The 23,354-nt window shown below is 68.1% G+C and carries 24 protein-coding genes; 11 read left to right on the top strand and 13 right to left on the bottom strand.

Annotated features, from left to right (window positions below; genetic code table 11):
- Window positions 1–8: 8 nt before the first annotated feature.
- From AB0E98_RS14625 to AB0E98_RS14615, 3 genes are all read right to left on the bottom strand, one after another.
- Window positions 9–2,192, bottom strand: a complete 2,184-nt coding sequence (locus AB0E98_RS14625) for a carbamoyltransferase C-terminal domain-containing protein (protein ID WP_361702180.1) — start codon at window positions 2,190–2,192, stop codon at window positions 9–11.
- Window positions 2,189–3,019 (bottom strand): TauD/TfdA family dioxygenase, encoded by an 831-nt coding sequence (locus AB0E98_RS14620; RefSeq protein WP_361702179.1) that lies wholly within the window; start codon window positions 3,017–3,019, stop codon window positions 2,189–2,191. Before AB0E98_RS14620 ends, AB0E98_RS14625 begins: the two co-directional genes overlap by 4 nt.
- A gap of 125 nt (window positions 3,020–3,144) precedes the next feature.
- Window positions 3,145–4,005: a TauD/TfdA family dioxygenase gene (locus tag AB0E98_RS14615; protein WP_361702177.1), complete on the bottom strand. Its 861-nt coding sequence runs from the start codon at window positions 4,003–4,005 to the stop codon at window positions 3,145–3,147.
- Window positions 4,006–4,104: 99 nt separating this feature from the next.
- On the opposite strand from AB0E98_RS14615, the gene AB0E98_RS14610 reads away from it, so the two are divergent.
- Window positions 4,105–4,281 carry a hypothetical protein gene (locus AB0E98_RS14610; RefSeq protein ID WP_361702175.1) on the top strand — a complete coding sequence of 59 codons (177 nt, stop codon included), beginning with the start codon at window positions 4,105–4,107 and terminating at the stop codon, window positions 4,279–4,281.
- Between the two features lie 299 nt (window positions 4,282–4,580).
- On the opposite strand, the gene AB0E98_RS14605 is transcribed toward AB0E98_RS14610, so the two are convergent.
- Window positions 4,581–5,462 carry a helix-turn-helix transcriptional regulator gene (locus AB0E98_RS14605; RefSeq protein ID WP_361702173.1) on the bottom strand — a complete coding sequence of 294 codons (882 nt, stop codon included), beginning with the start codon at window positions 5,460–5,462 and terminating at the stop codon, window positions 4,581–4,583.
- A 522-nt stretch (window positions 5,463–5,984) separates the two neighbouring features.
- Here AB0E98_RS14605 and AB0E98_RS14600 point away from each other — a divergent pair.
- Complete coding sequence (locus AB0E98_RS14600) at window positions 5,985–6,890, top strand: recombinase family protein (RefSeq protein WP_361702171.1); 906 nt, start codon at window positions 5,985–5,987, stop codon at window positions 6,888–6,890.
- Between the two features lie 235 nt (window positions 6,891–7,125).
- On the opposite strand, the gene AB0E98_RS14595 is transcribed toward AB0E98_RS14600, so the two are convergent.
- From AB0E98_RS14595 to AB0E98_RS14565, 7 genes are all read right to left on the bottom strand, one after another.
- The gene (locus tag AB0E98_RS14595; protein ID WP_361702169.1) at window positions 7,126–7,542 is read right to left on the bottom strand and encodes a lasso peptide biosynthesis B2 protein; all 417 of its coding nucleotides are present in this window, start codon (window positions 7,540–7,542) and stop codon (window positions 7,126–7,128) included.
- Window positions 7,539–7,805: a lasso peptide biosynthesis PqqD family chaperone gene (locus AB0E98_RS14590; protein WP_361702168.1), complete on the bottom strand. Its 267-nt coding sequence runs from the start codon at window positions 7,803–7,805 to the stop codon at window positions 7,539–7,541. Before AB0E98_RS14590 ends, AB0E98_RS14595 begins: the two co-directional genes overlap by 4 nt.
- Window positions 7,802–9,295, bottom strand: a complete 1,494-nt coding sequence (locus AB0E98_RS14585) for an asparagine synthase-related protein (protein WP_361702167.1) — start codon at window positions 9,293–9,295, stop codon at window positions 7,802–7,804. The genes AB0E98_RS14590 and AB0E98_RS14585 overlap by 4 nt, the downstream gene beginning before the upstream one ends.
- A 347-nt stretch (window positions 9,296–9,642) precedes the next feature.
- Window positions 9,643–9,786 carry a lasso RiPP family leader peptide-containing protein gene (locus tag AB0E98_RS14580; RefSeq protein ID WP_361702166.1) on the bottom strand — a complete coding sequence of 48 codons (144 nt, stop codon included), beginning with the start codon at window positions 9,784–9,786 and terminating at the stop codon, window positions 9,643–9,645.
- A gap of 193 nt (window positions 9,787–9,979) precedes the next feature.
- On the bottom strand, window positions 9,980–11,143 hold the full coding sequence (locus tag AB0E98_RS14575; RefSeq protein ID WP_361702165.1) for a hypothetical protein: 1,164 nt from the start codon (window positions 11,141–11,143) through the stop codon (window positions 9,980–9,982).
- 114 nt (window positions 11,144–11,257) lie between these two features.
- Entirely contained in the window at window positions 11,258–12,403 is a 1,146-nt protein-coding gene (locus tag AB0E98_RS14570; RefSeq protein ID WP_361702163.1) for a hypothetical protein, read from the bottom strand.
- A gap of 275 nt (window positions 12,404–12,678) precedes the next feature.
- Window positions 12,679–13,377: a hypothetical protein gene (locus AB0E98_RS14565; protein WP_361702162.1), complete on the bottom strand. Its 699-nt coding sequence runs from the start codon at window positions 13,375–13,377 to the stop codon at window positions 12,679–12,681.
- A 170-nt stretch (window positions 13,378–13,547) separates the two neighbouring features.
- On the opposite strand from AB0E98_RS14565, the gene AB0E98_RS14560 reads away from it, so the two are divergent.
- Complete coding sequence (locus AB0E98_RS14560; RefSeq protein ID WP_361702160.1) at window positions 13,548–15,665, top strand: SpoIIE family protein phosphatase; 2,118 nt, start codon at window positions 13,548–13,550, stop codon at window positions 15,663–15,665.
- Window positions 15,666–15,904: 239 nt separating this feature from the next.
- On the opposite strand, the gene AB0E98_RS14555 is transcribed toward AB0E98_RS14560, so the two are convergent.
- Complete coding sequence (locus tag AB0E98_RS14555; RefSeq protein WP_361702158.1) at window positions 15,905–16,294, bottom strand: hypothetical protein; 390 nt, start codon at window positions 16,292–16,294, stop codon at window positions 15,905–15,907.
- 329 nt (window positions 16,295–16,623) lie between these two features.
- Here AB0E98_RS14555 and pqqA point away from each other — a divergent pair, with 329 nt between their 5' ends.
- From pqqA to pqqB, 5 genes are read left to right on the top strand one after another with little or no spacing between them, the layout of a single operon-like run.
- On the top strand, window positions 16,624–16,791 hold the full coding sequence (pqqA, locus tag AB0E98_RS14550) for a pyrroloquinoline quinone precursor peptide PqqA (RefSeq protein ID WP_361702157.1): 168 nt from the start codon (window positions 16,624–16,626) through the stop codon (window positions 16,789–16,791).
- Between the two features lie 8 nt (window positions 16,792–16,799).
- Window positions 16,800–17,504: a pyrroloquinoline-quinone synthase PqqC gene (gene pqqC / locus AB0E98_RS14545; RefSeq protein ID WP_361702155.1), complete on the top strand. Its 705-nt coding sequence runs from the start codon at window positions 16,800–16,802 to the stop codon at window positions 17,502–17,504.
- Window positions 17,501–17,776, top strand: coding sequence for a pyrroloquinoline quinone biosynthesis peptide chaperone PqqD (gene pqqD, locus AB0E98_RS14540; RefSeq protein WP_361702153.1), 276 nt, complete (start codon window positions 17,501–17,503; stop codon window positions 17,774–17,776). The genes pqqC and pqqD overlap by 4 nt, the downstream gene beginning before the upstream one ends.
- A complete protein-coding gene (pqqE, locus tag AB0E98_RS14535; protein WP_361702152.1) occupies window positions 17,769–18,827 on the top strand; it encodes a pyrroloquinoline quinone biosynthesis protein PqqE in 1,059 nt (352 codons plus the stop codon). Before pqqD ends, pqqE begins: the two co-directional genes overlap by 8 nt.
- Complete coding sequence (gene pqqB, locus AB0E98_RS14530; RefSeq protein ID WP_361702151.1) at window positions 18,824–19,723, top strand: pyrroloquinoline quinone biosynthesis protein PqqB; 900 nt, start codon at window positions 18,824–18,826, stop codon at window positions 19,721–19,723. The genes pqqE and pqqB overlap by 4 nt, the downstream gene beginning before the upstream one ends.
- A 100-nt stretch (window positions 19,724–19,823) precedes the next feature.
- Here pqqB and AB0E98_RS14525 read toward each other — a convergent pair whose 3' ends face one another.
- Window positions 19,824–20,561: an AAA family ATPase gene (locus tag AB0E98_RS14525; protein WP_361702149.1), complete on the bottom strand. Its 738-nt coding sequence runs from the start codon at window positions 20,559–20,561 to the stop codon at window positions 19,824–19,826.
- Window positions 20,562–20,785: 224 nt separating this feature from the next.
- Here AB0E98_RS14525 and AB0E98_RS14520 point away from each other — a divergent pair, with 224 nt between their 5' ends.
- The 3 genes from AB0E98_RS14520 (at window position 20,786) to AB0E98_RS14510 (ending at window position 23,151) form a co-directional block, all read left to right on the top strand.
- The gene (locus AB0E98_RS14520) at window positions 20,786–21,493 is read left to right on the top strand and encodes a polysaccharide deacetylase family protein (protein ID WP_361702147.1); all 708 of its coding nucleotides are present in this window, start codon (window positions 20,786–20,788) and stop codon (window positions 21,491–21,493) included.
- A gap of 67 nt (window positions 21,494–21,560) precedes the next feature.
- Complete coding sequence (locus AB0E98_RS14515) at window positions 21,561–21,965, top strand: septal ring lytic transglycosylase RlpA family protein (protein ID WP_361702145.1); 405 nt, start codon at window positions 21,561–21,563, stop codon at window positions 21,963–21,965.
- A 148-nt stretch (window positions 21,966–22,113) separates the two neighbouring features.
- Window positions 22,114–23,151 carry a GDP-mannose 4,6-dehydratase gene (locus AB0E98_RS14510; protein ID WP_361702143.1) on the top strand — a complete coding sequence of 346 codons (1,038 nt, stop codon included), beginning with the start codon at window positions 22,114–22,116 and terminating at the stop codon, window positions 23,149–23,151.
- Window positions 23,152–23,354: the final 203 nt, after the last annotated feature.

Raw genomic sequence — 23,354 nt, 5'->3', positions numbered from 1 at the left:
CCGTCCGCTCAAGGTCGCTCGGCGGGCGTCCAGAACCGCTGGTAGGCGGATGGTATCGCCAGTGCCGGAGGTTCGTCGTGGTGCACGTACAGGGAATCCCGCATGGAATTGACATCACCTCGTGAGTCAATCCAGTATACGGGGACGCCCGCTTCCTCCATAGTTCGCCGCGACAGTACAGCAAGCGGCGAATAATATATCTCCTCCTCGAAGACACACTTGTCGCCGGGGAACGGCACGTAGAAAGCCACCGCGTCGTACGAGGATGCAATATCGCCAGGCTCAAGCGCCGGGACCGATACGATCCATTCCTGACCGGCGGCTGAAATGGCCTCAGCCACTGCCGTGCCGTCAGATACAGCTACACGGGCTTCCGGATTGTCCTGCACGATATCAAGAAGCAGCTCGCTCTTACTTGCCGGCAGCTCGCCCGGCACAACCAAGAGCCGCGTCCGGGGCAACTTCCGAATGTTCCACACGTAGGGAATGAGACTCTGCCCGACGAGTGCGTCTGTCTTGTCGGTGAAGAGCCGATCCCCGATGACGATCGCATCGAGTTCAGAATTCACATAGAGCCGAAGTGCCTGCTCGCATGTCTGGACGAGCGGTTCGCCCCGGCCATTGAGTGAGGTGTTCAAGAGCACTCCGATTCCAGTCCGGCTCTTGAACTCCTGCAGTAATCGATAGAAGAGAGGATTACTCTTTTCCGTCACCGTTTGAACACGCGCCGTGCCATCGATGTGACCGATCGAGTCCAGGGGGTGGCGCCACTCATCCCTGATGCGTGCGACCGTAGTCATGTACGGCAGATCGCAGTCGGCCTCGAAGTAGGTGCTCACGTCCTCTCGAAGGACGGACGGCGCGAAGGGGCGCCACGGCTCTCGGTGCTTGACGCCATTGACCTTGTCTTTGATGCCGGGCACGAGGGGGTTTGCCAGGATCGAGCGATTCCCGAGCGCCCTCGGACCGATTTCAGACCTGCCTTGTACCCATCCCGTGACATGGCCGGCTGCCAGTGTTTCTGCCGCGTCCGCGGCAATGTCGCCTGATTGGCTGCCGCGTACCTGGTAGGTCTTGCTCGCTGCGTCCAGGTTCTCCAGGTCGATGCCCTGTCCCCAGTATGCGTGCGTCATGTGCCACCGGCGGGGCTGCTCGGGTGCGCTGATGTTGTGATATGCATACATTGCTCCGCCGAGCGCGGTCCCCGCATCGCTTGCCTGTGGATAAGCGATGACGTCGTCGAATCCGCTTTCGGCCGCAAGGATTCCGTTGGTCACCGAGTTGAGACCCACGCCGCCCGCGAGAAGGAGAGTCTTCGAGCCGGTTTCTCGTTTGAGAAATCTTGCCTGCTTCAGCATGATCTCTTCGCATATCGCCTGGACGGCCGCCGCGACGTCCCGGTGCGTCTGCGATATTTCCTCGCCGTCCTGCCGGCCCGGCCCGACCAGCTGCGGCAGGACGATGCGCCCGATTTCCGTCGACGCATACCGAAGTGGTCCAGGGCGAAGGGCCGGGAGGTAGCGAAACTGACCATCGTCGTCAACATGAATGAACGAGTCCAACTGTCGCCTGAAACGTTGAGGGTCACCGTAGGCCGCAAGGGCCATCGTCTTCCCTTCCTCGCCGTATCCCCACCCGAGCCAGATCGTGACACCTTGATAGAGGTGCCCGAGCGAGTGCGGGTGCGGAGTGGTCCCGAGGATGGAGATCCGGCCGTCTCGACCGTGCGCGAGCATCGAGGTCTCCGCCTCGCCGCTGCCGTCGACGCTGAGGATTGCCGCGTCAGTACTCGGCCCCGAGTAGTAGACGCCGGACACATGGCACAGATGGTGGCGAATGTTTACGATCCGGCCGACCGGAAAGCCCCCCTCGCGTAGCAGCAAGTACCACGACGGAAGATGCCAGTCGAGAAAGCGATGTATACTGCCGACTTTGTCTGGAGTGATGTATTCCGACATCTGCGCCTTGCGTTTCCCCAGTTCGCCGGGGTCCATGCAGTTTGTTACGAGGTCTACGTCAGCAGGGGATATCGAGTACTCCGCGAGCCCTTCGAACAACACCGAGAGATCTATGGAGGTCGCGCGCTTAACCCGATTGAAACGCTCTACCTCGTAGACAAAGAGAGGTTCCCCGTCCCGTATCAGTGCGAAGCACGCATCATGCTGGCCCGGCTTGGTTCCCAGAACAATCATTTGGCGCCTGCCTCGTATCCGGAGGGAATGTCGCCCTCAGTGGTCGTGCGATGCATCACCCGGACCAGTGGAGCAGTGAAATCCGATCGATGGAGAGCCCTGGCGTTGTCCCAGACCACCACGTCACCGGGCGCCCATTGATGGCGGTACACGAACTGGTTTTGGGTGGCGTGAGCGATCAGGTCCGCCACACTCAGTTCAACAGGGGATCCGTCTCCGGACTCGATCCGGGCAAGGCAGAGTTCGTTCACGAAGAGAACGGGGGCCCCGGTATCGGGGTGCGCTCTGATGATCGGGTGACGGACCGGTGCGGGGGTTGAACCAGCTGCCAGCACTGCCGGGTTGTTATGAGCTTCGGCCCGCTTGGCCGCAATGCGATCGTAGGTGTGCAAGCCCATCGCGCCAGCGAGCGCATCTCGCCACTGCGAGGGCATCCTTTCGTACGCGGTCTGCAAGTCGGCGTACAAGGTGTCGCCGCCTGACGGCGGCAGCGAAACCGCTCTCAGCATGGTGTACCTGACGGGCTGGCGTAAAAATGAGCCATCGGTGTGCCAGTCGTTATTGCCGACCACCGGCGTGTCACCGAAGTTGTCCACGACAAAGAGTTCGGGATTGTCTGGGTGCCTGTTGTACGTGTCCGGGTCCACCTGTGGTTCACCCAGGCCGCGTGTCAGCTCGACCTGCTCAACTGGAGTCAGCATCATCTCCCGCAAAACAACCACTGCGAACGTCCGCAACAACGTCAGAAGCGCCTTGGGGTCGTACCGTCTGTCGTCATCAGCTGAAAGTTCTGCCACAAAGCCCGGGGAGTCCGGTAGGACCGTCATTCGGCATCCTCTCTCGCTGGCATCACTCAGGGGCATGCACGCTGACACCGCTGCCGGGCATCAGGGCGAGGCGCCAGGCCGGCCCTCCTCGGCACTGGTAGCCCGGGCTCGCCACGACGAGGTGATCAGAGGGTTCTGTCCGGCACATACCCGGCGGCCGGGCGGGGCGGAAGGCTTGCTGTGGTGGTGCGGTGCAGGACGCGCGGCAGCTTCCACAGCCGCAGGTCCGCCCGGTGCATCACCCTGGCGTTGTCCCAGATCACGACGTCGCCCACACGCCAGCGATGCCGGTAGACGAACCTGTCCTCGGTGGCATGCGCGTGGAGCTTGTCCAGCGGAACGACGACGGGGCCCCCGTTTGCGGATTCGATGTGGGTCAGGCACAAGTCGCTCAGATAAAGCGCAGGAGTACCGCTTTCCGGATGGGCCCGCACCACAGGATGGCGCACCGGCGGATACAGCTTCTCGTAACCCTCTTCGATGGGCTTGCGGTGGATCTCTGAGCGCAGCTGGGCAATCTTGTCGTAGGAGTGCACGCCGACCGCGTCGGAGAGCGATTCCTTCCAGGATGCCGGGGACTGGGCATAAGCCTCCACCATGTCGGCGAACAGAGTGTCCCCGCCTTGCGGCGGAACAACTTCCGCTCGCAACATCGTGTAGCGCGTCGGTTCGGGCAAGAAGGATCGGTCCGAGTGCCAACACCGGTTTCCGACCACGGGGGTGGCGCTCGAATTATTGACCACCAAGATGTCCCGGCTTTCGGGGTGATGGTTGCGCAGGTCCGTGACTTCCTCGGGTTTCCCGAGCAACCGGGTCAGCGCCACCTGCTCCGCCGGGACCAACTCCAGACCTCGGATCACGACGACCGAATAGGTGATGAGCGCCTCTTTGATGGCATCTCCGTCGCGACCGGTCAGAAACTTACCGGTCCCCCCAGTAACCTCCATCACAAATTGTCCGCGGAGGGATGCAAATTCCAGCGCCACGTTCTCTCCTTACGCCGTCGGCCGAACCAATGTCGCACTGAGACCAGTGAACGTTAACGTGGTGAACTGGTAGAGGCAGAAAAGTCGATTGCGCGAACCATGTCAATGGTCGCTCGGTGGCAGCGGCAGTTCCTGGCCAAGGCCAGCAGCGCCGGGAGCATGGGCGAGGTCTTCGGCGCGCCGACGCCCCTGGCACGATCGCCCCTGTGGTCACCCGGGCAGCGCGGAACCCTGGGCGAGATCACCGAGCTGGTGCGCGCGGATCTCCCCCCGTAACAGTCGCCGGGTTCGACGAGTCCGGATTTAGGGTCGGGGGCACGCTTGTAGTGGGGGCTGGCCTGTTCAGTGACGCTGCCCTCGCGGCGCGGGACCCTGGCCATGGACATGATGGGGATCCTGCTGTGCATCGGTCACTGCAAGCGGCACCGCCGGGCTCCGGGGCACAGGGCTACAGCGAGCCGGCCATCGACGGACACGCCAACGCCCTGCTCGCCGAGCACCACTGTTCACCCGGATCCACCTGCGGTTCGTCCAGGGCTCCGGGTGTCGTTCGACGACAGTGGTCATCGAGCCAACTACCGGGAACCGCCACCGTCATGCGCCTGCCGCGCCGGCTCGATCAGGTCCCCGACCTGGCAGTCCAAGATGTCGCACAGCGCCACCAGGAGGTTGGGGTTGAGTCGTTCCGGGACTCCGGTGAACAGCCGATGGACCTGCTCACGGGACAACATCACGCCCCGCTCGGCCAACAGCGGCGCCAACTCGGTGGTCTCGAACATCTTCCGTCCGGCCATCACCCTGCGCAGATGCCACCGGTACCCGAGGGTGGCAGGCATCGCCGCTCTCTCGGCCAGCACCTCATCGAGTCGAGCAGCGCTGCGTGCTCCGACCCACATGTCGTCGCCGATGAACCGAGAGGCCGGGTAACGGGCCAGCGGGGGGTGATAGTGCGGGTGCCGGGCATCGTGCAGCATGACAACTGTGTCGGTTTCCATGAAGTCCGCAGCCGCCAGTAGGCAGCGGCACCGCTTGCGCCCGTCCACGAGAATTACGTCGAAGCCGTGGCCCGTTGCGGCGGGATAATTCACATAGTCATCGAGATCTGCCTCACGGTCCGCTGATCGCTCCGATGGGCGCAATGCGGTTCTGTTCCAGCACACCGCTTCGATATGAGCGCGTCCGTCTCCGACCGGTCCGTGCAGGCTCCTGTCGTCGTCTGGATAGCGCAGAACGGTATCGGCCCGATAAAGCAGCGTGGGCGCCAAAAATGTGTCGAAGTACTCGCGGTCGTATTCAAGACTGAGCCAGTGAAAGGGAAGGTCGTGTGCGGCCAGAATTTGGGCAAAGGATAATGTGCTTTGCCCCGAACCCCATTCCAGAACGCGCAGCCGCCGCGCCGATCCCTCGGCTGCGTTGAGCAGGACCGTCTTGATTAAGTCTCCATCGCGCGGACTCATCCAAGCGTACGGGCTCTCTATTTCCCTGACCATTCGGCTGCCTCGCTAAGAGATCGTCACCTAGTGGAAAATGCAGGAGAGCATGAGAATCGCTCTAGGGCCATACCATCCCGCACGGGCAACGCGTCCGCAACAGCCCCGGGCCTGCTCAAGCGCCCGCCCGTGCCGTGCCCCCTCCGCGCTGGGAGCCGGTCAGATCCCCCAGCGCCGCGCGGCCGGCGGCCGGTGTCGCCATGTCCACCAGCGTGCCGCCTGGCCGGGGCGCCCCTCACCGGCGCCGAGCGCGCAAAACCAGCGCCTGCCAACTCCCCGCCCCCACATAGGGTTCCGCGGCCCCCGGCTTCCCCACACCGCTGGATGGTGTTCGCAAACGAACCTTTGCCGACAGACGTGGCGGGCGTCCAATGAACCCGGATTTTTCGGGGCCTCGCGGCGACGCGAATCCCATCGGATCCGATGGCCAATGATGACAGGGTTTGCTGACAGCTAGGGTCGAATGCGACCACCGACACGGGGAGCGGCATGGCCAACCTGGTCTACAAACGGGTGTCGACCGACCAGCAGTCGACCGACCGTCAGAACCTCGTCCTGGGCGAGGCCGGGATCGAGGACCCGGTCGTCTTCGAGGAGACCGCGGGCACTTCCAGCCGTCTCCACCCGCTGGAGCGGCCGAAGTTCGGCGAACTGCTCGCCTACGCGCGGCCGGGCGACACGGTGCACATCTCCGAGATGTTCCGCCTGGTGCGCGGCACCGGGCACATCCTCGACGTCCTCCACCGTGACCGCCTCGCCCTCCGTATCCACGACGGCGCGTTCTCCGCCATGGACCTCCCTGCCCGCCACCCGCGCACCGGAGAGCTGCTGTCCACCGTGAAGTTCATGGTGCAGACCCTCGCAGCCGCCGGCCAACTCCAACGCGACCTCCAGCGCGAGTTGACCTACGACGGGCTGCGGGCCGCCGAGGCCAAGGGCAACAAGGGCGGACGCCGCCCCGCAGTCCCGGCCGACAAGACCGACGCCGTGCGCACCGCATACCTGGAAGGCCGGTCAATCGCCGCCCTCGCCCGCGACCACGACGTCAGCCGCGGCGCCATCCGCACCGCCGTCGCCGACCTCCTGCCCGAGCACACGGCCGCCGACCCGGGCACCCTGGCCCCTGAGCTGCCGGTCGTCCTCGACATGGCGGGCAAGGTCGCCGACTTCCTCCGCACCGCCGAGCTGGACGACGCCGAACGCGCCACGCTCGACCAGGGCATCACCGTACGGCGCGGCCAGGGCTACACCCTGCGCGTTACCGCCGTGCCCACGGTCCACCGCCAGCTCCTCGACCGCTGCCAGCCCCTCACCGGCACTGCATCGGTCCCGGCCCAGCGCAAGGACTGCCGCGAGTACGCAAACCCCGTCAACACCCTCGGCAGCGACATCTGAAGGGGAGTGGGTAGTACCCGCAGGTCAGGGGCTACTCCGTTGCTTTTCGGCGAGTACTGCTGGGACCCCGACTCCTCGCACAGGCCGACGCCGAGGCCGTCGCCATCGAACAGCGGATCGCCGACGGCTTCAGCCCCGGGGAACGCGCGCTACTGATCGACCTGCTGGCCCGCGCATCGGGCCAACTGGCCGTCACGCCGGAGCAGGACTGACACCGCTGCCCACCGTGGCGCCGCTATGACGTGGCCGCGACTTTGATGAGGGTGCGGTAGTAGTCGGCCGGGAAAGGCTCTCCGACCGGGCGGCCTTCCGCTTCGACCCACGCATGGGCGCGGAACGGCGCGGTACGCACACCGGTACACCAGTCGGGCCAGGTGCCGCGCGTCCTGCACAGCAGGGCGGTCGCCACCGACCGTTGCAGGCATGCTTCCCCGGCACACCGCGCGCTCATGGCGACGACTGCTCGGCGGGCGGTGAGAGCCTGCTCGCCGGTGGCGGGAGCAGCGCCCCGGCGGGCCAGTGAGAGCACTTGGCGGATACGGCGCGGGGGGAGCAGGGCGATCAGCCGGGCAGCGGTGATGGCCAGCAGGACGGCTGGGCGCCGGACGAGAGGGGCGGCTTGCCGGTTGGATGGGACGTGGGACTGGTTCATGCGACCGTTGCCCCGAGGTGAGCGGCCGACAGCGCGCGGATGACGGACGCCACGTCGCCGGCTGCCTGCTCGGTGGGGAGGGTGGGGTGGCGTTCGCGGAGCCGGTGGGCGGCTTCCTGGGTGCTGGCACCCTCGATGAGGGTGTTCAGAATGAAGGCCGCCGTGGTGTTGAGCTGCCAGTAGCGGCCGGTGGTCTCATCGAGCAGGACGGTTCCGTTCTCGGTCCGTGCCGTGGAGACGTGGGGGCGGAGAGCGAAGGTCACGGTGCTCCTTTGGCGGAAGAACAGCCGCGCAACCACATCTCGCAGGCCACGGTGTTGTCCAGAGCGCGCATCGCCTCGGGAAGGAGTTCGGGTCTTGCGAGATGGGCCCGCAGGGTGGTGGTGTCCACGAGTCCGGCGCGGGCGAGGTGGGAGTCGTCGAGGAGGCGGTGGAGGGCGGCCTTGTTGAGGCGGAGCGCCTGATGGAAATCGGCGGTGTACTCGCCTTTCGTGGCCCGGGCGAGGAGCTTGCCGGGCACGACGGGGCGCACTGCCGTGGTGAGAAGGGGCTTGCAGCGATCGAGTGCGCCGCGCTCGGTGATGCGCACCGACAGCGCCGCTTCGAGGACGTCATCGTCGAGGTAAGGGGCGGCCGAGGGCAGTCCCAGGGCGGCGGTCACCTGCTCTGTCACACGGAAAGCGCGGCCGCAGGTGCGGGCCGCGGAGAGGGCGGCGTGCTGGCCGCGTTGGGCGGCAAGTGGCTCATGCGTGCCGGATGATTCCTCCCGCAAGAGGGTTCGCACGGCGTCCACGGCTTCCGGGCGGGCCCATGGGGGTACCTGGGGAATCGTGTCCCATGCCGTGGACGGAACCCGGCCGGCTCGGGGGCGCGCCGGGGGCGGGGGGTCGGTGGCGCGGTGCGCTGTGGTGGCCAGCCAGGCCGAATATGAGGTGCGGTCCGACAGCTCGGCCAGTAGTGGCCGCAGAGGCCAGCGTTGCATGGATCGTGTCCTGTTCACCTGGCGCAGGGCCGAAAGCGATCGGCTGCGAACGTGAGCGTGCAGGTACGGGGGCAGGAAGCCGAACAGCTCGTCTCCGCCACCGCCTGTCAGATGCAATCGTGAGCCGCGCCGGGTCATGAGGCGAGTGAGAAGGAGCAGCCGCGCGCTGTCGCGGGCCCACAAGCCCGGCTCGTCGGTCGCCGTCGGCACCTCGCCCAAGCCGCTGAACCACAGTGCCGCGTCGGAGGGTTGAGGTGCCACGTGCTCGGCGTGGGGTAGCAGGGCGGCCGCTTTCCGGGCCCAGGCGGTGTCGTCGTTCCCGGGGTCCAGGCTCCCCCAGTGGAAGGTGATCAGCTGGGCCGGGCCGCGAGCGGCGAGGAAGCACAGACTGGTGGAGTCCAGGCCGCCGGAGAGGTCCGCGCTGATGACTGTGCGGTCGGACGTGCGGTCGACCGTACATGAGGACACTGCCAGTGACAGCGCCTGCCGCACGTTTTCCACTCCTTCGGCAAGGGGCAGGGCCGGCTCCGGGGGTTTCCACCAGGGCCGGACGATTGCCCTGCCGTCCGGACCGATCAGCAGGGCGTGTCCGGGCCGGACGGCCTGGACACCGCGCCACAACGAACGGTGTTCACCGAACGGGTACGCGGGAGGCGACGACAGCAGATGAAGCGCCAGCTGCTCTTCATCCACTGCGGCACCGAGGGCGTGCGCCAACGTATCGGCACGGCTTGCCGCCACCGTTACGCCGTCCGACTCGGCGTAGAACACCCGCCGTACGGTGGAAGCGGTGCCGCGTACCCGGAGTCGGCCACCGACGGAGGCCACTACGTGGAAACTCCCCGGTAGCCCAGCGACCACCTGTTCGGTATCGCCGAGTTCCCGCATCCCTCGCAGTCGGACGGCGAGTTCCTCGGCGTTGACCGGACAGCGTCCGATCAACGCCAGGAGCGAACTCCCCGCCTTCGCGACGACCACCTCGCCGGTCGGCCATTCACCCAGCAGCCACGGACGACCGGAGGGGTACCGCACCACGTCAACCGGCCGGGGACAGACCTTCCGCGCGAAGCCGACAGCCGCTTCGGAATCGGGGAAGACAGCGAACCATGGACCGCCGGTCAAGAAGAGTCGGACTGCGGCCGGACGTACCAGGGAGCGTAGCCCCCCTCGAAGTAGGTGCCTTCACGCCCGCCCCGCGTCAGCTCGGCGAAGGCTCCCACCTCCTCCACGACGGGCGGCTCGTAAGTCTCCTGCTGCTCCATGGTCTTCCCCTTCCTGCGGTACCGGGTGACAGGTCCCTATGAGGAGGTGCTCCTCTTTTGCTCGGTTATGCACGAGGGATGCATCATTCACCCGAACGTGGTTGTCTCCGCTGGGTGGCGGTCACCGCCTGACGCACCGCATCGAAGGCCCGTTCGTTCGGGCCGATCCCGCACGTGGTCTTCCACGGGGTTTCTAGTGGCGGCCGGTTCCCCGAGGAGCGGTACTCGAAGCGCCGAGATATCTGGCGATGGGGAGTACATGGGCGCCGATGACCAGCGGTCTGCCCGTTGGGGTGGTGGTTTCGATCCTCAGCCTTCCACCGTCGAAGTCGGCCTTGTTGGTGACGCCGTCGCCGGTCGGAACGAAGAACGGCCACAGACCGGCAGCCGCTTTGGCCTTGATGACCTGCTGGTCCTCGGGGGAGAACGCGGCGTCCGAGGTGACCACACTCGTCAGCCTTTCCACCATGATCAGTGAGGCGATCGCCCGCTGGAGCTTCCCGGACTTCTCGCCGAAGGCCATGTCCCAGTGCAGGCGAGGATTCGAGGCCCAGGGGGGAATCGTCTGCTTCGTGTATGCCACGTGAAGTTGACTCGAATCGTACCAACAGGGGTCAGGATTGACCGTCCAGAGCGCATACGCACCCAGATCGGCCTTGACCGTCACCACACTCCGAGCAAATCTGGCGGTCGTTGTGTCGAGCTGACCGGCGCCGGCCCACAGGCCCGAGAAGTCCTTGTTCACGCCTCTGGTCCAAGTGCCGGAAACATCACCGCTCGTTGTCGTGCTGTCAAAGGAAATCGTCGTGGACGAGGAGTTCTTGAGCACGCTCAGCAACCCCCTGATACCGCCCAGATACTCGGCGATTTTCGGGGGAGGCCCCTGATATGAGCGGAGAAGCCTCTGCAGGGCCCTCAGGCGTGTGATGTCCCGCAGCGCGGACACGCCCTCGTCGGCGATATCCGGGTGATGTGACATGGCCCAGGCGTAGAAGACATCGGGCAGCCTGTCCTCGTCCGGCTGGGGCGTCAGCCCTCTCACGTACACGAGCCATTCCTGATGGACACCCGAGCCGATCACTGCCACGAAGGTGCTCTCCGGGACGGACAGTGCCTGAATCACGGTGGTGTACTCGTCGAAGAAGGTCGTGCTCTCCACCAGTTGACGGTTGAACGTGAGAGATGCGGGCGGAACGACGTTCTCCCGGGCCCACAGCGCGGTGTCGGACAGTTCCACCGGGGGCGCGGGCTGGATGAGCTGGGTGGTCGAGGGGGAAGCGGGCAAGCTCCTCAATACGGCGTTGTACCAGCGGTTCTGGAGCTCGGCCATCGGGTCGGGCGGCGGCACGGTTGGCATGGCGCTGACCTTCCGTCGGTTTTCCCTGGGCATTCCTGAACGGCCAGTGAGCCGGCGGTCGGCCGCCGGCTCACTGGCCGGCCCGGTCACCGGCGTCGACGCTGACCCGGGGTGCTACTGCTCGCGCGCTGCCGACGTGTAGCCGAGGAAACGGCCGATCGGCAGGACGTTGACCCCGATCAGCACCGGGACGCCCGGAGAGGACGCGGTGGTGATCGTGGTCCCGCCTGACTCGCTGAACTGTATGTTCGTCGTTATTCCGTACTCTCCGCGGCCGTTGTAGAACGGCCAGAGCCCGAAGCCCGCGTTTCCCCGGATGATCTGCTGGTCCTGCTGGCTGAATGAACTTCTGGCCACCACAGTGATTTCCATGGTGTCGGCCACCATCAGATTGATCGCGACCCGCTGGATGTTTCCCGAGGTCCCGAACGTGTTGTCCCATGCGATCGCGCTGCCGCTCCGCCACGGCGGGTCGCCCTTCTTGGTGTAGGCGGTTCCGAGGGCGGACGAGCCGTACCAAGCCCCTGCGTTGGTCTGGAAGTTCAGCAGGTGCCCGAAGGAGGCTCTGACGGTGAGCTCGCTCTGCGAGAAGTGCTCACTCAGACGCTCGGTGCTCTCGCTGCTTCTCCACAGGCCGAACAGCACGGAGCGGCGCCCGGAGCACCATGTCCTGCTCACGTCCGAGCTCGTGGTGGTGCTGCGCATCTCGAAAGCCCGCCGGGGCGCTTGCGAAAGGTCCTGCACCAGGGCGTCATAGCCCCGGACCCAGTCCGGGGGCGCGGGCGGTCTTTGCATGTAGGGCATCAGAGCCTGCTGCGCGCCGCCGATCGGGTCGAGGATGATCGCCGCGTACGCCGACGCTCCCTGCTGCGCGACGTCGGGCGCGTTCACCATCGCCCAGTTGAAGAATATGTCAGGGAACTGGTTCGCCGGAGGTATCGGCCTCAGTGACTGCAGGTATCTCACGAAGTTTTCGAAGTTCTCCTGGCCGATCTCCTGCTTGATGTCGACCCTGGTCGCCGGCCGCAGTGCGGACAGGACCCCCTTGTAGTCGGAGAAGAGTTGATTTCCGCCGCTCTGCGTGTAGTTCTGGTCCAGTGAAAGCGGTGGGATGTTGTTGAGGAAGGACCAGAGGAATCTGTCCCCGCCCTCCGAAGTGATAGGGGCCGCCGGCTGGAGGAGCTGGAAGGTTTGATTCGACTGGCCCAGTCCTTCGAGCAGCGCGTTGTAGAGCTGGTTCTGAACCGTGATGAACGGCATGGGGCAACTCCCTTTGATGGGTGCCGGAAGGGCCGATGGGCGGAAAAGTTCCTTTTGCTGACCATGGTCGGTTCTTTGCCGCCGTGAGAATCGGCTCGGACATGATGCTCGCGCGCGTGACGGATAACAACCATTGGTTTTCGGGATCAGTGCATACTGGCCATGACCGCTTGATACCGCAACAGCAGTTGGTGTGTGGTCCTTTCGCCGGTGGGCGCCCTCGCACGCGAGGGCGCCCTGTCTTTGAGGCGGTGGTTCTTCGCGCGTTCGAGGGATCAGCTGATCTCGCAGTTCAGGGGCGGATTGCCGCTGACGTGACAGGTGTCGGTCCCGGCACCGCCGTCGACGGTTCCCTTGTTGTGCGCGACGGTGATCGTGTCGTCGCCGTCGTCGCCGTGCACCCTGCCGTCGGAGCCCACGGTGTCGATCGTGATCGTGTCGTTGGCCTCGTTGCCCTCGACCAGGCCCTCGACGTCGACCCCGGCGTCGATCGTGATCTTGTCGGCCTCCTTGGCGCCCCGGATGTCGCCGCTCTGCGACAGGGCCGCGCCCCGGTACAGGTGGATGTCGTCCTGCCCCTGGCCGCCTCGGACGGCACCGGCAACGGAACCGCTGACGTCAAAGGTGTCGATGCCCGCCTGCCCGTCGAGTGAACCGGTCCCGCCCACCGATCCGGTGCTCTCGACCGTGAAGTGGTCGTCCCCATCGCCGCCGCGGATACTGCCGTTCACCGGGCCGTTGATGGTGATGGCGTCGTTTCCCCCGAGCGCGTCGACGACACTGCCGGCGTCGACGGACGTGCAGACGATGGTGTCGGCGCCGTCCGTTCCCTTGATGTCCGGGCCCGTCATGGCAACGCCGTTGACCGTGCAGGAAGTCTCCGCGTAGGCGGGAGCGGCGAGGCCGAGAGAGGCCAGGAAGAGGGCCGCCGTGAGGGCGGTGCCGGTGAGATGTCTGGGCGTGCGGCGTGTCACGATTGCACTCCTTCGTGATTTTCGCTAATGAATCAGGACTCCTTCGGGTTCTTCCAGAACTGCGACATGCGAAACGGGGCAAAGGTGACACGAACGGGTGAACCGGCGACGCGGCGGTCTCCTGCTCGGTATGTGAGCACGCACCGCGGCGCGCGACAGCGGTGGCGCGCTTGACCAGGCCCTCTCGGCTGGACCCGGCCGGTCTTCTGGATGAGGCCCTGGTCCGGGCTGTGCACCGCGCGGGGGCGGCATGCGGCGGCATCTACCTGCTGGACGAGCAGGAGCAGGTGCTGAGCCTGGCGGTGATGTGCGGTGTGCCCAAAGAGGTCACCGAACCATGGTGGCGGGTGCCCGTTGCCCGGCGCGGTCCGCCGTCGACAGCGGTGCGCGAGGACCGCTTGGTGTGGGTGGGCTCTCAAGAGGACATGGCCCGCTTGTCCCCAGCCAGCGCGGCGGCTCTTCCCCACAGGATGGCGGTGGCAACCGTCCCGATCCGAGGTGCGCACCGCTGCTGGGGCGCACTGAATCTGGTGTGGGCGGCCAGGCGGTCGCCGCAGCTCAGCCGGCGTGAGCGCGCGCAGGTCCTGTTCGGCGCCCGTGACGTCGCCCGTGTCCTGGACACGGCCGTCCACCTTCCGGACCCGCCGGAGACGCCGCGAGTCGTCCCGGTGCACCCCGGCGCCGCGAGGCCGGGGCAGCCCGCGCTCGCGGCCGCTGACCTGGTCGAACGGCTGCCCGCAGGTGCCTTGGCCCTGGACCGCGAAGGGCACGTCACCTTCGTCGACAACGCCGCCGTCGAGCTGCTGGGCCGCACTCCCGGGCAACTACTGGGCTCCGTGCTGTGGGAAACGGTTCCCTGGCTGTGGAATGCCTCCTGCGCGGAGTCGTACCGTGCCGCCTGGCTCGGCGGCGCGCCCGCAGCCCTCGGCGTGGTGCGTCCACCGGACCGGCCGCTGAACCTTCGGCTGTACCCCGACGCCGGCGGCATCAGCGTCCTCATCACCCCCGGCCGCGCGGCTGAACAGCACCCCCAGCCGCACGACGCGAACACGCCAGGCCCGGCCTCAGCGGTCTCCGCCGCAGCCGCGGGCCGGATCCACCAGCTGATGCACCTGGCGGCCTCGCTGACCGAGACCGTCGGCGTCCAGGACGTCGTCGACCTGATCGCCGAGCTGATCATGCCCACCTTCGGAGCCGACAGCATGGTCGTGTCCACCGCCGAAGCCGGCCGACTGAAAGCGATCGGACACCGCGGCTACGACCCGGACGTCATCGAACGCCTGGAAGGACTGCCGGTGGACGCCGACCTGACCCCCGTCGGCCGCGCCCTGGCCACCGGCATTCCCTCGTTCTTCGCCGACCGCCCCGAACTGGCCCGCAGCCACCCCGAAAGCCCGCTCAGCGACAACCAGGCATGGGCGTTCCTGCCGCTGATCGCCTCCGGGCGGCCCGTCGGCTGCTGCGTCCTCGCCTACAGCCGTCCCCACGTCTTCACCGTCGACGAACGCGCCACCCTCATCCCGCTCGCGAGCCTCATCGCACAGGCCCTGGACCGTGCCCTCCTCTACGATGCCAAACACACCCTCAACCACGCCCTCCAGCAGCGGCTCCTGCCCCGTGCCCTGCCCGGCGTGAACGGGTTGAACGTTGCCGCCCGCTACCTGCCGGCCAGCTTCGGCATGGACATCGGCGGCGATTTTTACGACCTCATCCGCCTCACCGACACCACCGTCGCCGCCGTCATCGGCGACGTCCAGGGCCACGACGTGACAGCAGCCGCCCTCATGGGCCAGGTCCGCACCGCCATCCACTCCCACGCCACCGCCGGCGCATCTCCCGACAAGGTCCTCACGCAGACCAACCGCGACCTCGCCGACCTGGACCCGGGCCGTTTCATCACCTGCCTCTACGCCCACCTCGATCTTGCCCGTCAGCAGGTCACCATCGCCAGCGCCGGACACCCGCCCCCGTTGCTGTACCACCCGGACCGCCATGTACGGGTCGTGGACGTCGACCCCGGCCCCCCTTTGGGCATCGGCATCGAGGTCCCTCAACCGCTCACCACCCTGCCCCTGCCGACCGGCGCCATCCTCACGCTCTACACCGACGGACTCGTCGAAACCCCTGGCGCCGACATCGGCCAGACCACCGACGACCTCGCGCGGCACCTTGCGAGATCAAGCGACCTCCCCCTGCACCACATGATCGACAGCCTTGTCCAGCACGCCTGCCCCACCGGCCAACGCACCGACGACATCGCCCTGCTCCTTCTCCAGCCCACCACCTGAAGGGCCGGCACCACCCGAGCAGGTACGTTCCACCGAAGCCATGCGCGCCGGCGTAGACCGAGGACGATGGAACCGCCGCGCTGTTGGGGCGTGCCCGTGGGCCCGGCCGTGGCCGACGCGGTCGTGGTGGCGAACAAGCCGTCGTGACGTTCGCATGTCGTTCCCCTCTGCTCGGCGCCTGGGCGGCGACGTGATGGGTGCAGAGCGGACACGCGTGTACGGCCGGTTCGCCGTGCCCCCTAGCAGAGCGTTCCGGCGGAGGTGATCTCCAGGGCCGGTCGGGAGTCGATGCCCGTACGGGGCATCAGGATGAGTGATCCGCCCCTGTACACGATCCGTGCGGAGCGGTCGGTGTTGTTCTCGACCACGCTCACAGCGAAGTACGGGACGAAGTCCATCACCTTGCACTCGGGAATCAACGTCGGCTCGGGAATGCCGATACCGGCGCCACTGAGGCAGAGGTACCCGGTGTCGCACAGAGGCGAAGCGGGAGCGACCGCCGCGGTGGCCGGGCCCGAGCAGACGCCCACGAGGGAACCCGCGAGGGCGGCCGCTGTGGCAAGGGCCACCGCGGTGGGCCGTCTGCGCCGACCGGGACGGTTGAGGCGACGGTGACGCTGCCAGTCCATTGCGGCCTCCAGAAGAGTCACGAGGTCGGCGTCTGCCGCGCGGCACACGCGCCCACGGCGCACCGCCCTTCAAGGACGATTCAGCGGGCCACCCCGCCTACGTGTAAAGCCCTGGTCCCGCCACTTCCACCGCACGCACACGCCCAAAACCTGGCCCGAATACGTCCGTTCCCGTGTGGACGAGAGGCAGTCGACCACCCGCCCACGGCCGGGCCCGTCACTCGTTCCGGCGATTGCGGGCCGTGCTCCCGTTGACCGAACCTGGAATACCGGCCGGGCGCACCGCCCCCGGCCGGGGCAGCCCAGTCGGAGGAGCAGGGGGAGAGGCCATGCCGGAGATCGTGCCGTCGACCGTCAGCGAGCCTGCCACGGGCGTTCCCGGTGACCCGCACCAGGATGTGCGGGACCCTGCCGTCGGTTCGCGGCCCTGGACGCCGCCCGCTTTCAGTGAAGTGGAGCTCGCCGCCGAGGTCACCGCCTACGCCGGCCGCTGGTAGACCCCACCATGACCGCCCCGGAGGCCCGCAGCACCGCGGAGTTCACCGCCGCCCTCCGCGCGCACGAGGAACGGTACTGGCACACCCACCCCCTCCACCTCCGGCTGCACGAGGGGCGTCTCGCGCCGGACGAGCTGCGGCAGTGGATCGCCAACCGCTGGTACTACCAGAAATGGCTGCCCCAGAAGGACGCCGCCATCATCGCCAACTGCCCCCTCGCCGAAGTGCGCCGACGCTGGGTGCGGCGCATCGCCGACCAGGACGGCAGCGGCGGACGGGCCGGCGGGCACGTACAGTGGCTCGACCTCGCCGAAGCCGCCGGGCTCACCCGTGCCGAGGTGCTGGACGAACGCCATGTCCTGCCCGGGGTGCGCTTCGCCACCGACGCGTACGTCTCCTTCGCCCGCACCCGGCCCTGGACCGAGGCCGTCGCCGCCTCCCTCACCGAGCTCTTCTCACCCGCCCTCATGCGCACCCGCCTCACCGCCCTGCGCACCCACTACCCCTGGATCGCCCCCTCAGGCCACCGCTACCACGAGGCCCGCCCCGACACCGCCGCCGACGACGCCGGCCACGCCCTCACCCTCGTCACCACGCACTGCGTCACCCGCGAACAACAGGACGCCGCCCTCGCCGCGCTCGGCTTCAAATGCGAGGTGCTGTGGAGCATTCTCGATTCCCTTGAGCACGAACACGCGGGGCAGGGAAGGTGACTTACTGGCGCCTGCGGCCGGGTGTGCGGCTGGCCCATGATTCGGTCCGGGACACCGGCGTTCTGCTGCACCCCGAGGGCGTGTTACTCCTCAACGAGACGGGTGCCCGCGTGCTCGCCCTCTGCGACGGGAGTACCGACGTGGCCGCGATCGCCGCCGTGATGTGCCGCACGTACACCGTCGTCCCCCTGCACGACCTGCGGAGCTTTCTCGACGCGCTGGCCCGGCGGCGGCTGATCGAGCCCACAGGGGAAGTGACCTCCCATGGATAGGCCGCTCGGCATGCTCGCCGAGCTCACCTACCGCTGCCCCCTCCGCTGCGGCTACTGCTCCAACCCCGTCGGCCCCCACTCGCGCACCGGCGAGCTCACCACCGAACAGTGGTGCCGGGTACTCGACCAAGCCCGTGCTCTCGGAGTGCTCCAGGTCCATCTCTCCGGCGGAGAGCCCCTCCTACGCCGCGACCTGCCCGGTCTCGTCGCCCACGCGCATCGCATCGGGCTCTATACGAGCCTTGTCACCGGCGGGCAGGGTCTGAGCGACGACCGGCTGGCCGGCCTTCTCGCTTCCGGCCTCGACCACATCCAGATCAGCCTCCAGGACGCCGGCACCGCAGCCGCCGACGCCATCGCCGGCCACCCCGCGCACCAGCGCAAACTCGCCGCCGCCCGGCTGGTCAAGGAAGCCGGCCTACCCCTCACCCTCAACGTCGTTCTGCACCGCGCCAACATCGGCCGCACCGGCGAACTCATCGACCTGGCCGTACGGCTGCGTGCCGACCGGCTCGAACTCGCCAACGCCCAGTACTACGGCTCCGCCCTGCTCAACCTCCGCTCCCTGCTGCCCACCCGGGCGCAGCTCGACGCGGCGGAACGCCTCGTCCGCGAAGCCCGTCCGGACGGCCGACCGGAGATCGTCTACGTGCGGTCGGACCTCCACGACGGCGTCCCCAAACCCTGTATGCACGGCTGGGGCAGCCGCCAGTTCACCGTCACACCCAGCGGCGACGTCCTGCCCTGCCCCGCCGCCGCGCGCATCCCCGGCCTCGACGTACCCAACGTCCAGGGGGCGCCACTCGCCGACATCTGGTTCCATTCCCCCGCCTTCAACCGCTTCCGGGGCACGGAATGGATGCCGGAGCCATGCCGTGGCTGCCCGCTCAAGGAGACCGACCACGGCGGCTGCCGCTGCCAGGCCTTCCAGCTCACCGGCGACCCCGCCGCCACCGACCCGGCCTGCCGGCTCTCCCCGCACCACACCCTCGTACGCACCCTCGTGCAGGACGCTGAAACCGTCCCCGACACGCTTCCGTACCGGGCATGAGGCTGCGGATTCCGGGCACCGCGGCCGGCGGCGGTCTGCCGCAGTGGAACTGCGCCTGCCCCGGCTGCTCCCGGGCCCGCGCCGCCGGGCCCCACGCCTGGCGCACCCAGGAATGCCTGGCAGTCTCCGTCTCCCCGGACGCCTGGTACCTCGTCAACGCCTCACCCGACGTCCGCGCCCAGATCCTCGCCGCCCCCGGCCTCGCCCCGCCCGACGGCACCCGGCACACCCCGCTGCGCGGCGTCCTCCTCACCGACGGCGAACTCGACCACACCGCCGGCCTGCTGGCCCTGCGCGAGGGCGCCGCCCTCGACCTGTACGCCCCGCCCGCCGTCCTGGCCGCGCTGGACGGGCCGTTCCCGCTCCGTACCCTGCTCGCCCCCTACGGTTCCGCCCGCTGGCACGCGGTGGGCTCCGGGCCTCTGCTCCTGGACGGCGGGCGGCTACGGGTGACCGCCGTCCCCGTCAGCGACAAACGGCCCCGGTACGCCTCCGGGTGCGACGCCCCCGGACCCTGGGCCGTCGCCTACCGGTTCGACGACACCGCCACCGGCGCCGCAGCCGTCTACGCGCCCTCCCTCGCCCGCTGGCCGGACGCCCTCGACGACGCCCTCGCCGGGGTGGGCTGTCTGATCCTCGACGGCACGTTCTGGAGCGAGGACGAGATGGCCCGGGCGACCGGCAGCCGGGGGAGCGGTGCCCGCGCGATGGGCCACCTGCCTGTCGACGGGCCCGACGGCACGCTCGTACGGCTTCGTGGCCGCGGTGGTGTCCGCTGCCTTTACACGCACCTCAACAACACCAACCCGCTTGCCGATCCGGCGTCCCCCGAGCGTGCGGCCCTTGGCGGGTTGCCGGTGGAGATTCCCTCCGACGGGAGGGAGATCGAGTTGTGAGTGCCTTCTCAACGCTCCGCCGGGATCGCGATCCGGTTGCCGCGGGCCGGTGGGGGCCGGTCGCGCGGTTCCTCGGGCCCCTTACGGGGCGCGGTATCGCTTAGGCGGTCGTGTTCATCGCGCGCAGCACCGCGGGCAGTTCCCGCGCCGTCGGCCCCGGGCCGCCGCCCGGCGCGAACTCCACCGCCGCCACCCGCCCCCGCGACACCCGGTCCAGCAGCACCACCGACGCCGCCTCCGGCAGCGAGCCCCCGGACAGTTCGCTCAACAAACGGTCCAGCCCCCTGCGGTGCTTGTCGAAGACGCGCCGGGGTGCCCACCGGCCGCGGGCGTCCTGCCCGGCCAAGGCCTCCGTCGCGGTCACGTCCAGCAGGATCAGATGCAGCTCGTGCCCCTGCCGTGCCGCCTCCCGCGCCAGCCACCGGCGCATCCACGCCCGGCTGCCGCAGTCGTGCACCAGGAACGGCCGGCCCCCGCGCACCTCCGCGCGCAGCCACCGGAAGTACTCCACACGGGCCCAGGGCCGGTACACGGCGTACGGCAGCCAGGCGGGCATCACGGCCTCGCACGCCTCGTGGACCGTGCGCGGGTCCACGGCCGGGGCGGCCCCGGACAGGCGCCGCAGCAGGGTGCTCTTGCCGCTGCCGGGCAGACCAGAGACGACCAGTGCGGCGCCCGCCGGGTAGGACAGGGTGACCGGGATGCCGTCCCGCCCCCGTAGGTCCATCAGTCCTCGCGGGGTCGTCGTCGGCCGGGGCGGCCGGTGCGGTGCCGCCTCCGTCACCCCGGCCGACCCGCGTATGTCGTCCACGTTCATCCCCTGTCTGCGATCCAGCATCCCGAGCCCCTCAGCCTCGCACGGCCCGGGGGTAGTGGTGGAGACGCCGTCGCGATCCGGCCGGTTGCCCGCGGCAGCGCGTGCGTGTGACCTGTGGGTGCGCCGATGCCCATGAGGCTGTTTATCCGGGATTGAGCGGGCGTTTAGCGCGTGGCGATCGCAGGCTTCCAAGCTCTCGTCCGTTCCGCCGGCCGACCCGGCCGGCAGCGAGAGGGAAGAGAACCATGACAACGATGCGCACCGTGCTCAAGGGCGCCTGGGTCGCCACCGCCATGGCCGCCGCGTTCGTGACGGCGGCCGGCACGGCGTCGGCCGCGACCACCGACGTGGTCACCGCCACCGCCTCCGGGGCGGGCAGCCGCTCGTTCGCCCTGACCATCGACGACGGCCCCAGCCCCACCTGGACCAACCAGGTCCTGGACCTGCTCAAGGAGCGCGAGGTGAAGGCCACCTTCTGCGTCATCGGGGATCACGCGCGCCAGTACCCGGACCTGATCCGGCGGATCGTGGACGAAGGGCACGGCCTGTGCAACCACTCCATGCACCATGTGAACCCCACGACGCAGAGCCCGGACCAGCAGCGGGCCGACATCCAAGAGGCGTCGGACGCCATCCGCGCCGCCGCGCCGGGTGCGTCGATCGACTTCTACCGGGCGCCGGAGGGCGGCTGGACGGAGGACGCCAAGCAGTACGCCGCGAGCCAGGGCATGCAGCCGATCGGCTGGTCGGTCGACACCGAGGACTGGCGGCGGCCCGGCGCCGACGCGATCTTCCAGAACTACAAGCGGGCGTTCCAGGACGGCGGAGTGATCCTCATGCACGACGGCTCGCAGGAGAACGACCGCAGCCAGAGCGTCGAGGCCATGGGACGGATTCTCGAGGACCTCTCCAACAACGGCTACTACGACGACCGTCCGGCCGTCCTGGGCTGACGGCCTGCCGGGCCGTTTCGTTCCCCGCCGTCATCACGACCACCACTCAGATGGGATGAACACTCCGATGTCCACTTCCGTACGCTCCCTGTTCGGCCGTACGCTCGCCGTCGCCGCGCTGGCCGCCGGTCTCACCACCGTCGTCTCCGTGCCGGCGCACGCCGACAGCGAGCCGCAGACCTGCACCGCCTCCTGGTACGGGGCGCCGGGCGAGATTCCGCCGGGCTGGCCCACCGCCAGCGGTGAGCCCTTCGACTCCGAGGCGATGGCCGCCGCGAGCCGCGATCTGCCGTTCGGCACCGAGGTCCGCGTCACCAACGCCGAGAACGGCGAGTCCGTCACCGTGAGAATCAACGACCGCGGTCCCACGGACACCAGCCGCTGCATCGACCTGACGCGAGGGGCCTTCGCCCGGATCGCCGACACGGACCGGGGCCTCACCGAGGTCACGCTGGAGGTCCTCGGCGACTGACGTCGCAGGACCTGATCGCATGCCCGGGGCGGGCGGCCACCATCACGTCGGTGGGGCCGTCCGCCCCTGCTCCTTTCCGAAGTCTCGGAAATTCCTTAGCCCCATGCGTGATTCCGTGACCCTGCCGAGCACTGCGAAAGGGGACTGTATGTCCAAGCGCGCGCTGATAACCGGAATCACGGGGCAGGACGGGTCGTACCTGGCCCAGCACCTGCTCTCCGAGGGGTACCAGGTCTGGGGGCTGAACCGGGGGCAGGCCAACCCCCGGAAGGACCGGGTGAGCAAGCTGATCCCGGACCTCCAGTTCGTCCACGGGGACCTGATGGACCAGGCCAGCCTGGTGTCCGCCGTGGATCTCGTCCAGCCCGACGAGGTCTACAACCTCGGCGCGATCTCCTTCGTGCCCATGTCCTGGCAGCAGGCCGAGCTCGTCACCGAGGTCAACGGCACCGGCGTGCTGCGGATGCTCGAGGCCATCAGGATGGTCAGCGGGCTGAGCGGGTCGTCCGCGAGGGCGGACGGGTCCGGGCAGATCCGGTTCTACCAGGCGTCCTCCTCGGAGATGTTCGGCAAGGTCGTCGAGAGCCCGCAGAACGAGCGGACCCCCTTCCACCCCCGCAGCCCCTACGGCGTCGCCAAGACCTACGGGCACTACATCACCCAGAACTACCGCGAGTCCTTCGGGATGTACGGCGTCTCCGGCATCCTCTTCAACCATGAATCGCCGCGTCGTGGCGCGGAGTTCGTCACCCGGAAGATCTCGCTGGCCGTCGCCCAGATCAAGCTCGGGCTCCAGGACAAGCTGTCGCTCGGCAACCTCGACGCCGTGCGCGACTGGGGCTTCGCCGGGGACTATGTGCGCGCCATGCACCTGATGCTCCAGCAGGACGAGCCCGGCGACTACGTCATCGGCACCGGACAGATGCACTCCGTGCGCGAGGCGGCACGCATCGCCTTCGAGTGCGTGGGCCTGGACTGGGAGGAGCACGTCGTCGTCGACCCCGCGCTGGTGCGGCCCGCCGAGGTCGAGACGCTCTGTGCCGACCACAGCAACGCCCGTGAACGGCTGGGCTGGGAGCCCTCGGTGGACTTCCCGGAGCTGATGCGGATGATGGTCGAGTCCGACGTCCGCCAGGCCGGCCGCGAGCGCGAATACGGCGATCTGCTCGCCGCGGCGAACTGGTAGGCCCGCCGGGGCTCGTCGCCAGTACCCCGCCAACACCCCTGCTCACACCCGTCGCACTGCCCGGAGCGGACCGAGTCGGCCGACTCTAGGGAATTCCATGGCCACGCCCGCCGACACTGAGCGCGTGGCGTGCGGGAAGTCGAGCAGGCGCCCCGTCGAACGCGGGGCGCCCAGATGACTCACGTCGACTGTGGATCAGCCAT

Origin of the sequence: Streptomyces sp. NPDC037389, assembly GCF_040636475.1 — a bacterium.
In the GTDB taxonomy this organism is placed as follows: domain Bacteria; phylum Actinomycetota; class Actinomycetes; order Streptomycetales; family Streptomycetaceae; genus Streptomyces; species Streptomyces hesseae.
Note: the sequence above shows the minus strand (reverse complement) of the source record. Positions and strands in the feature narration are given on the sequence as shown.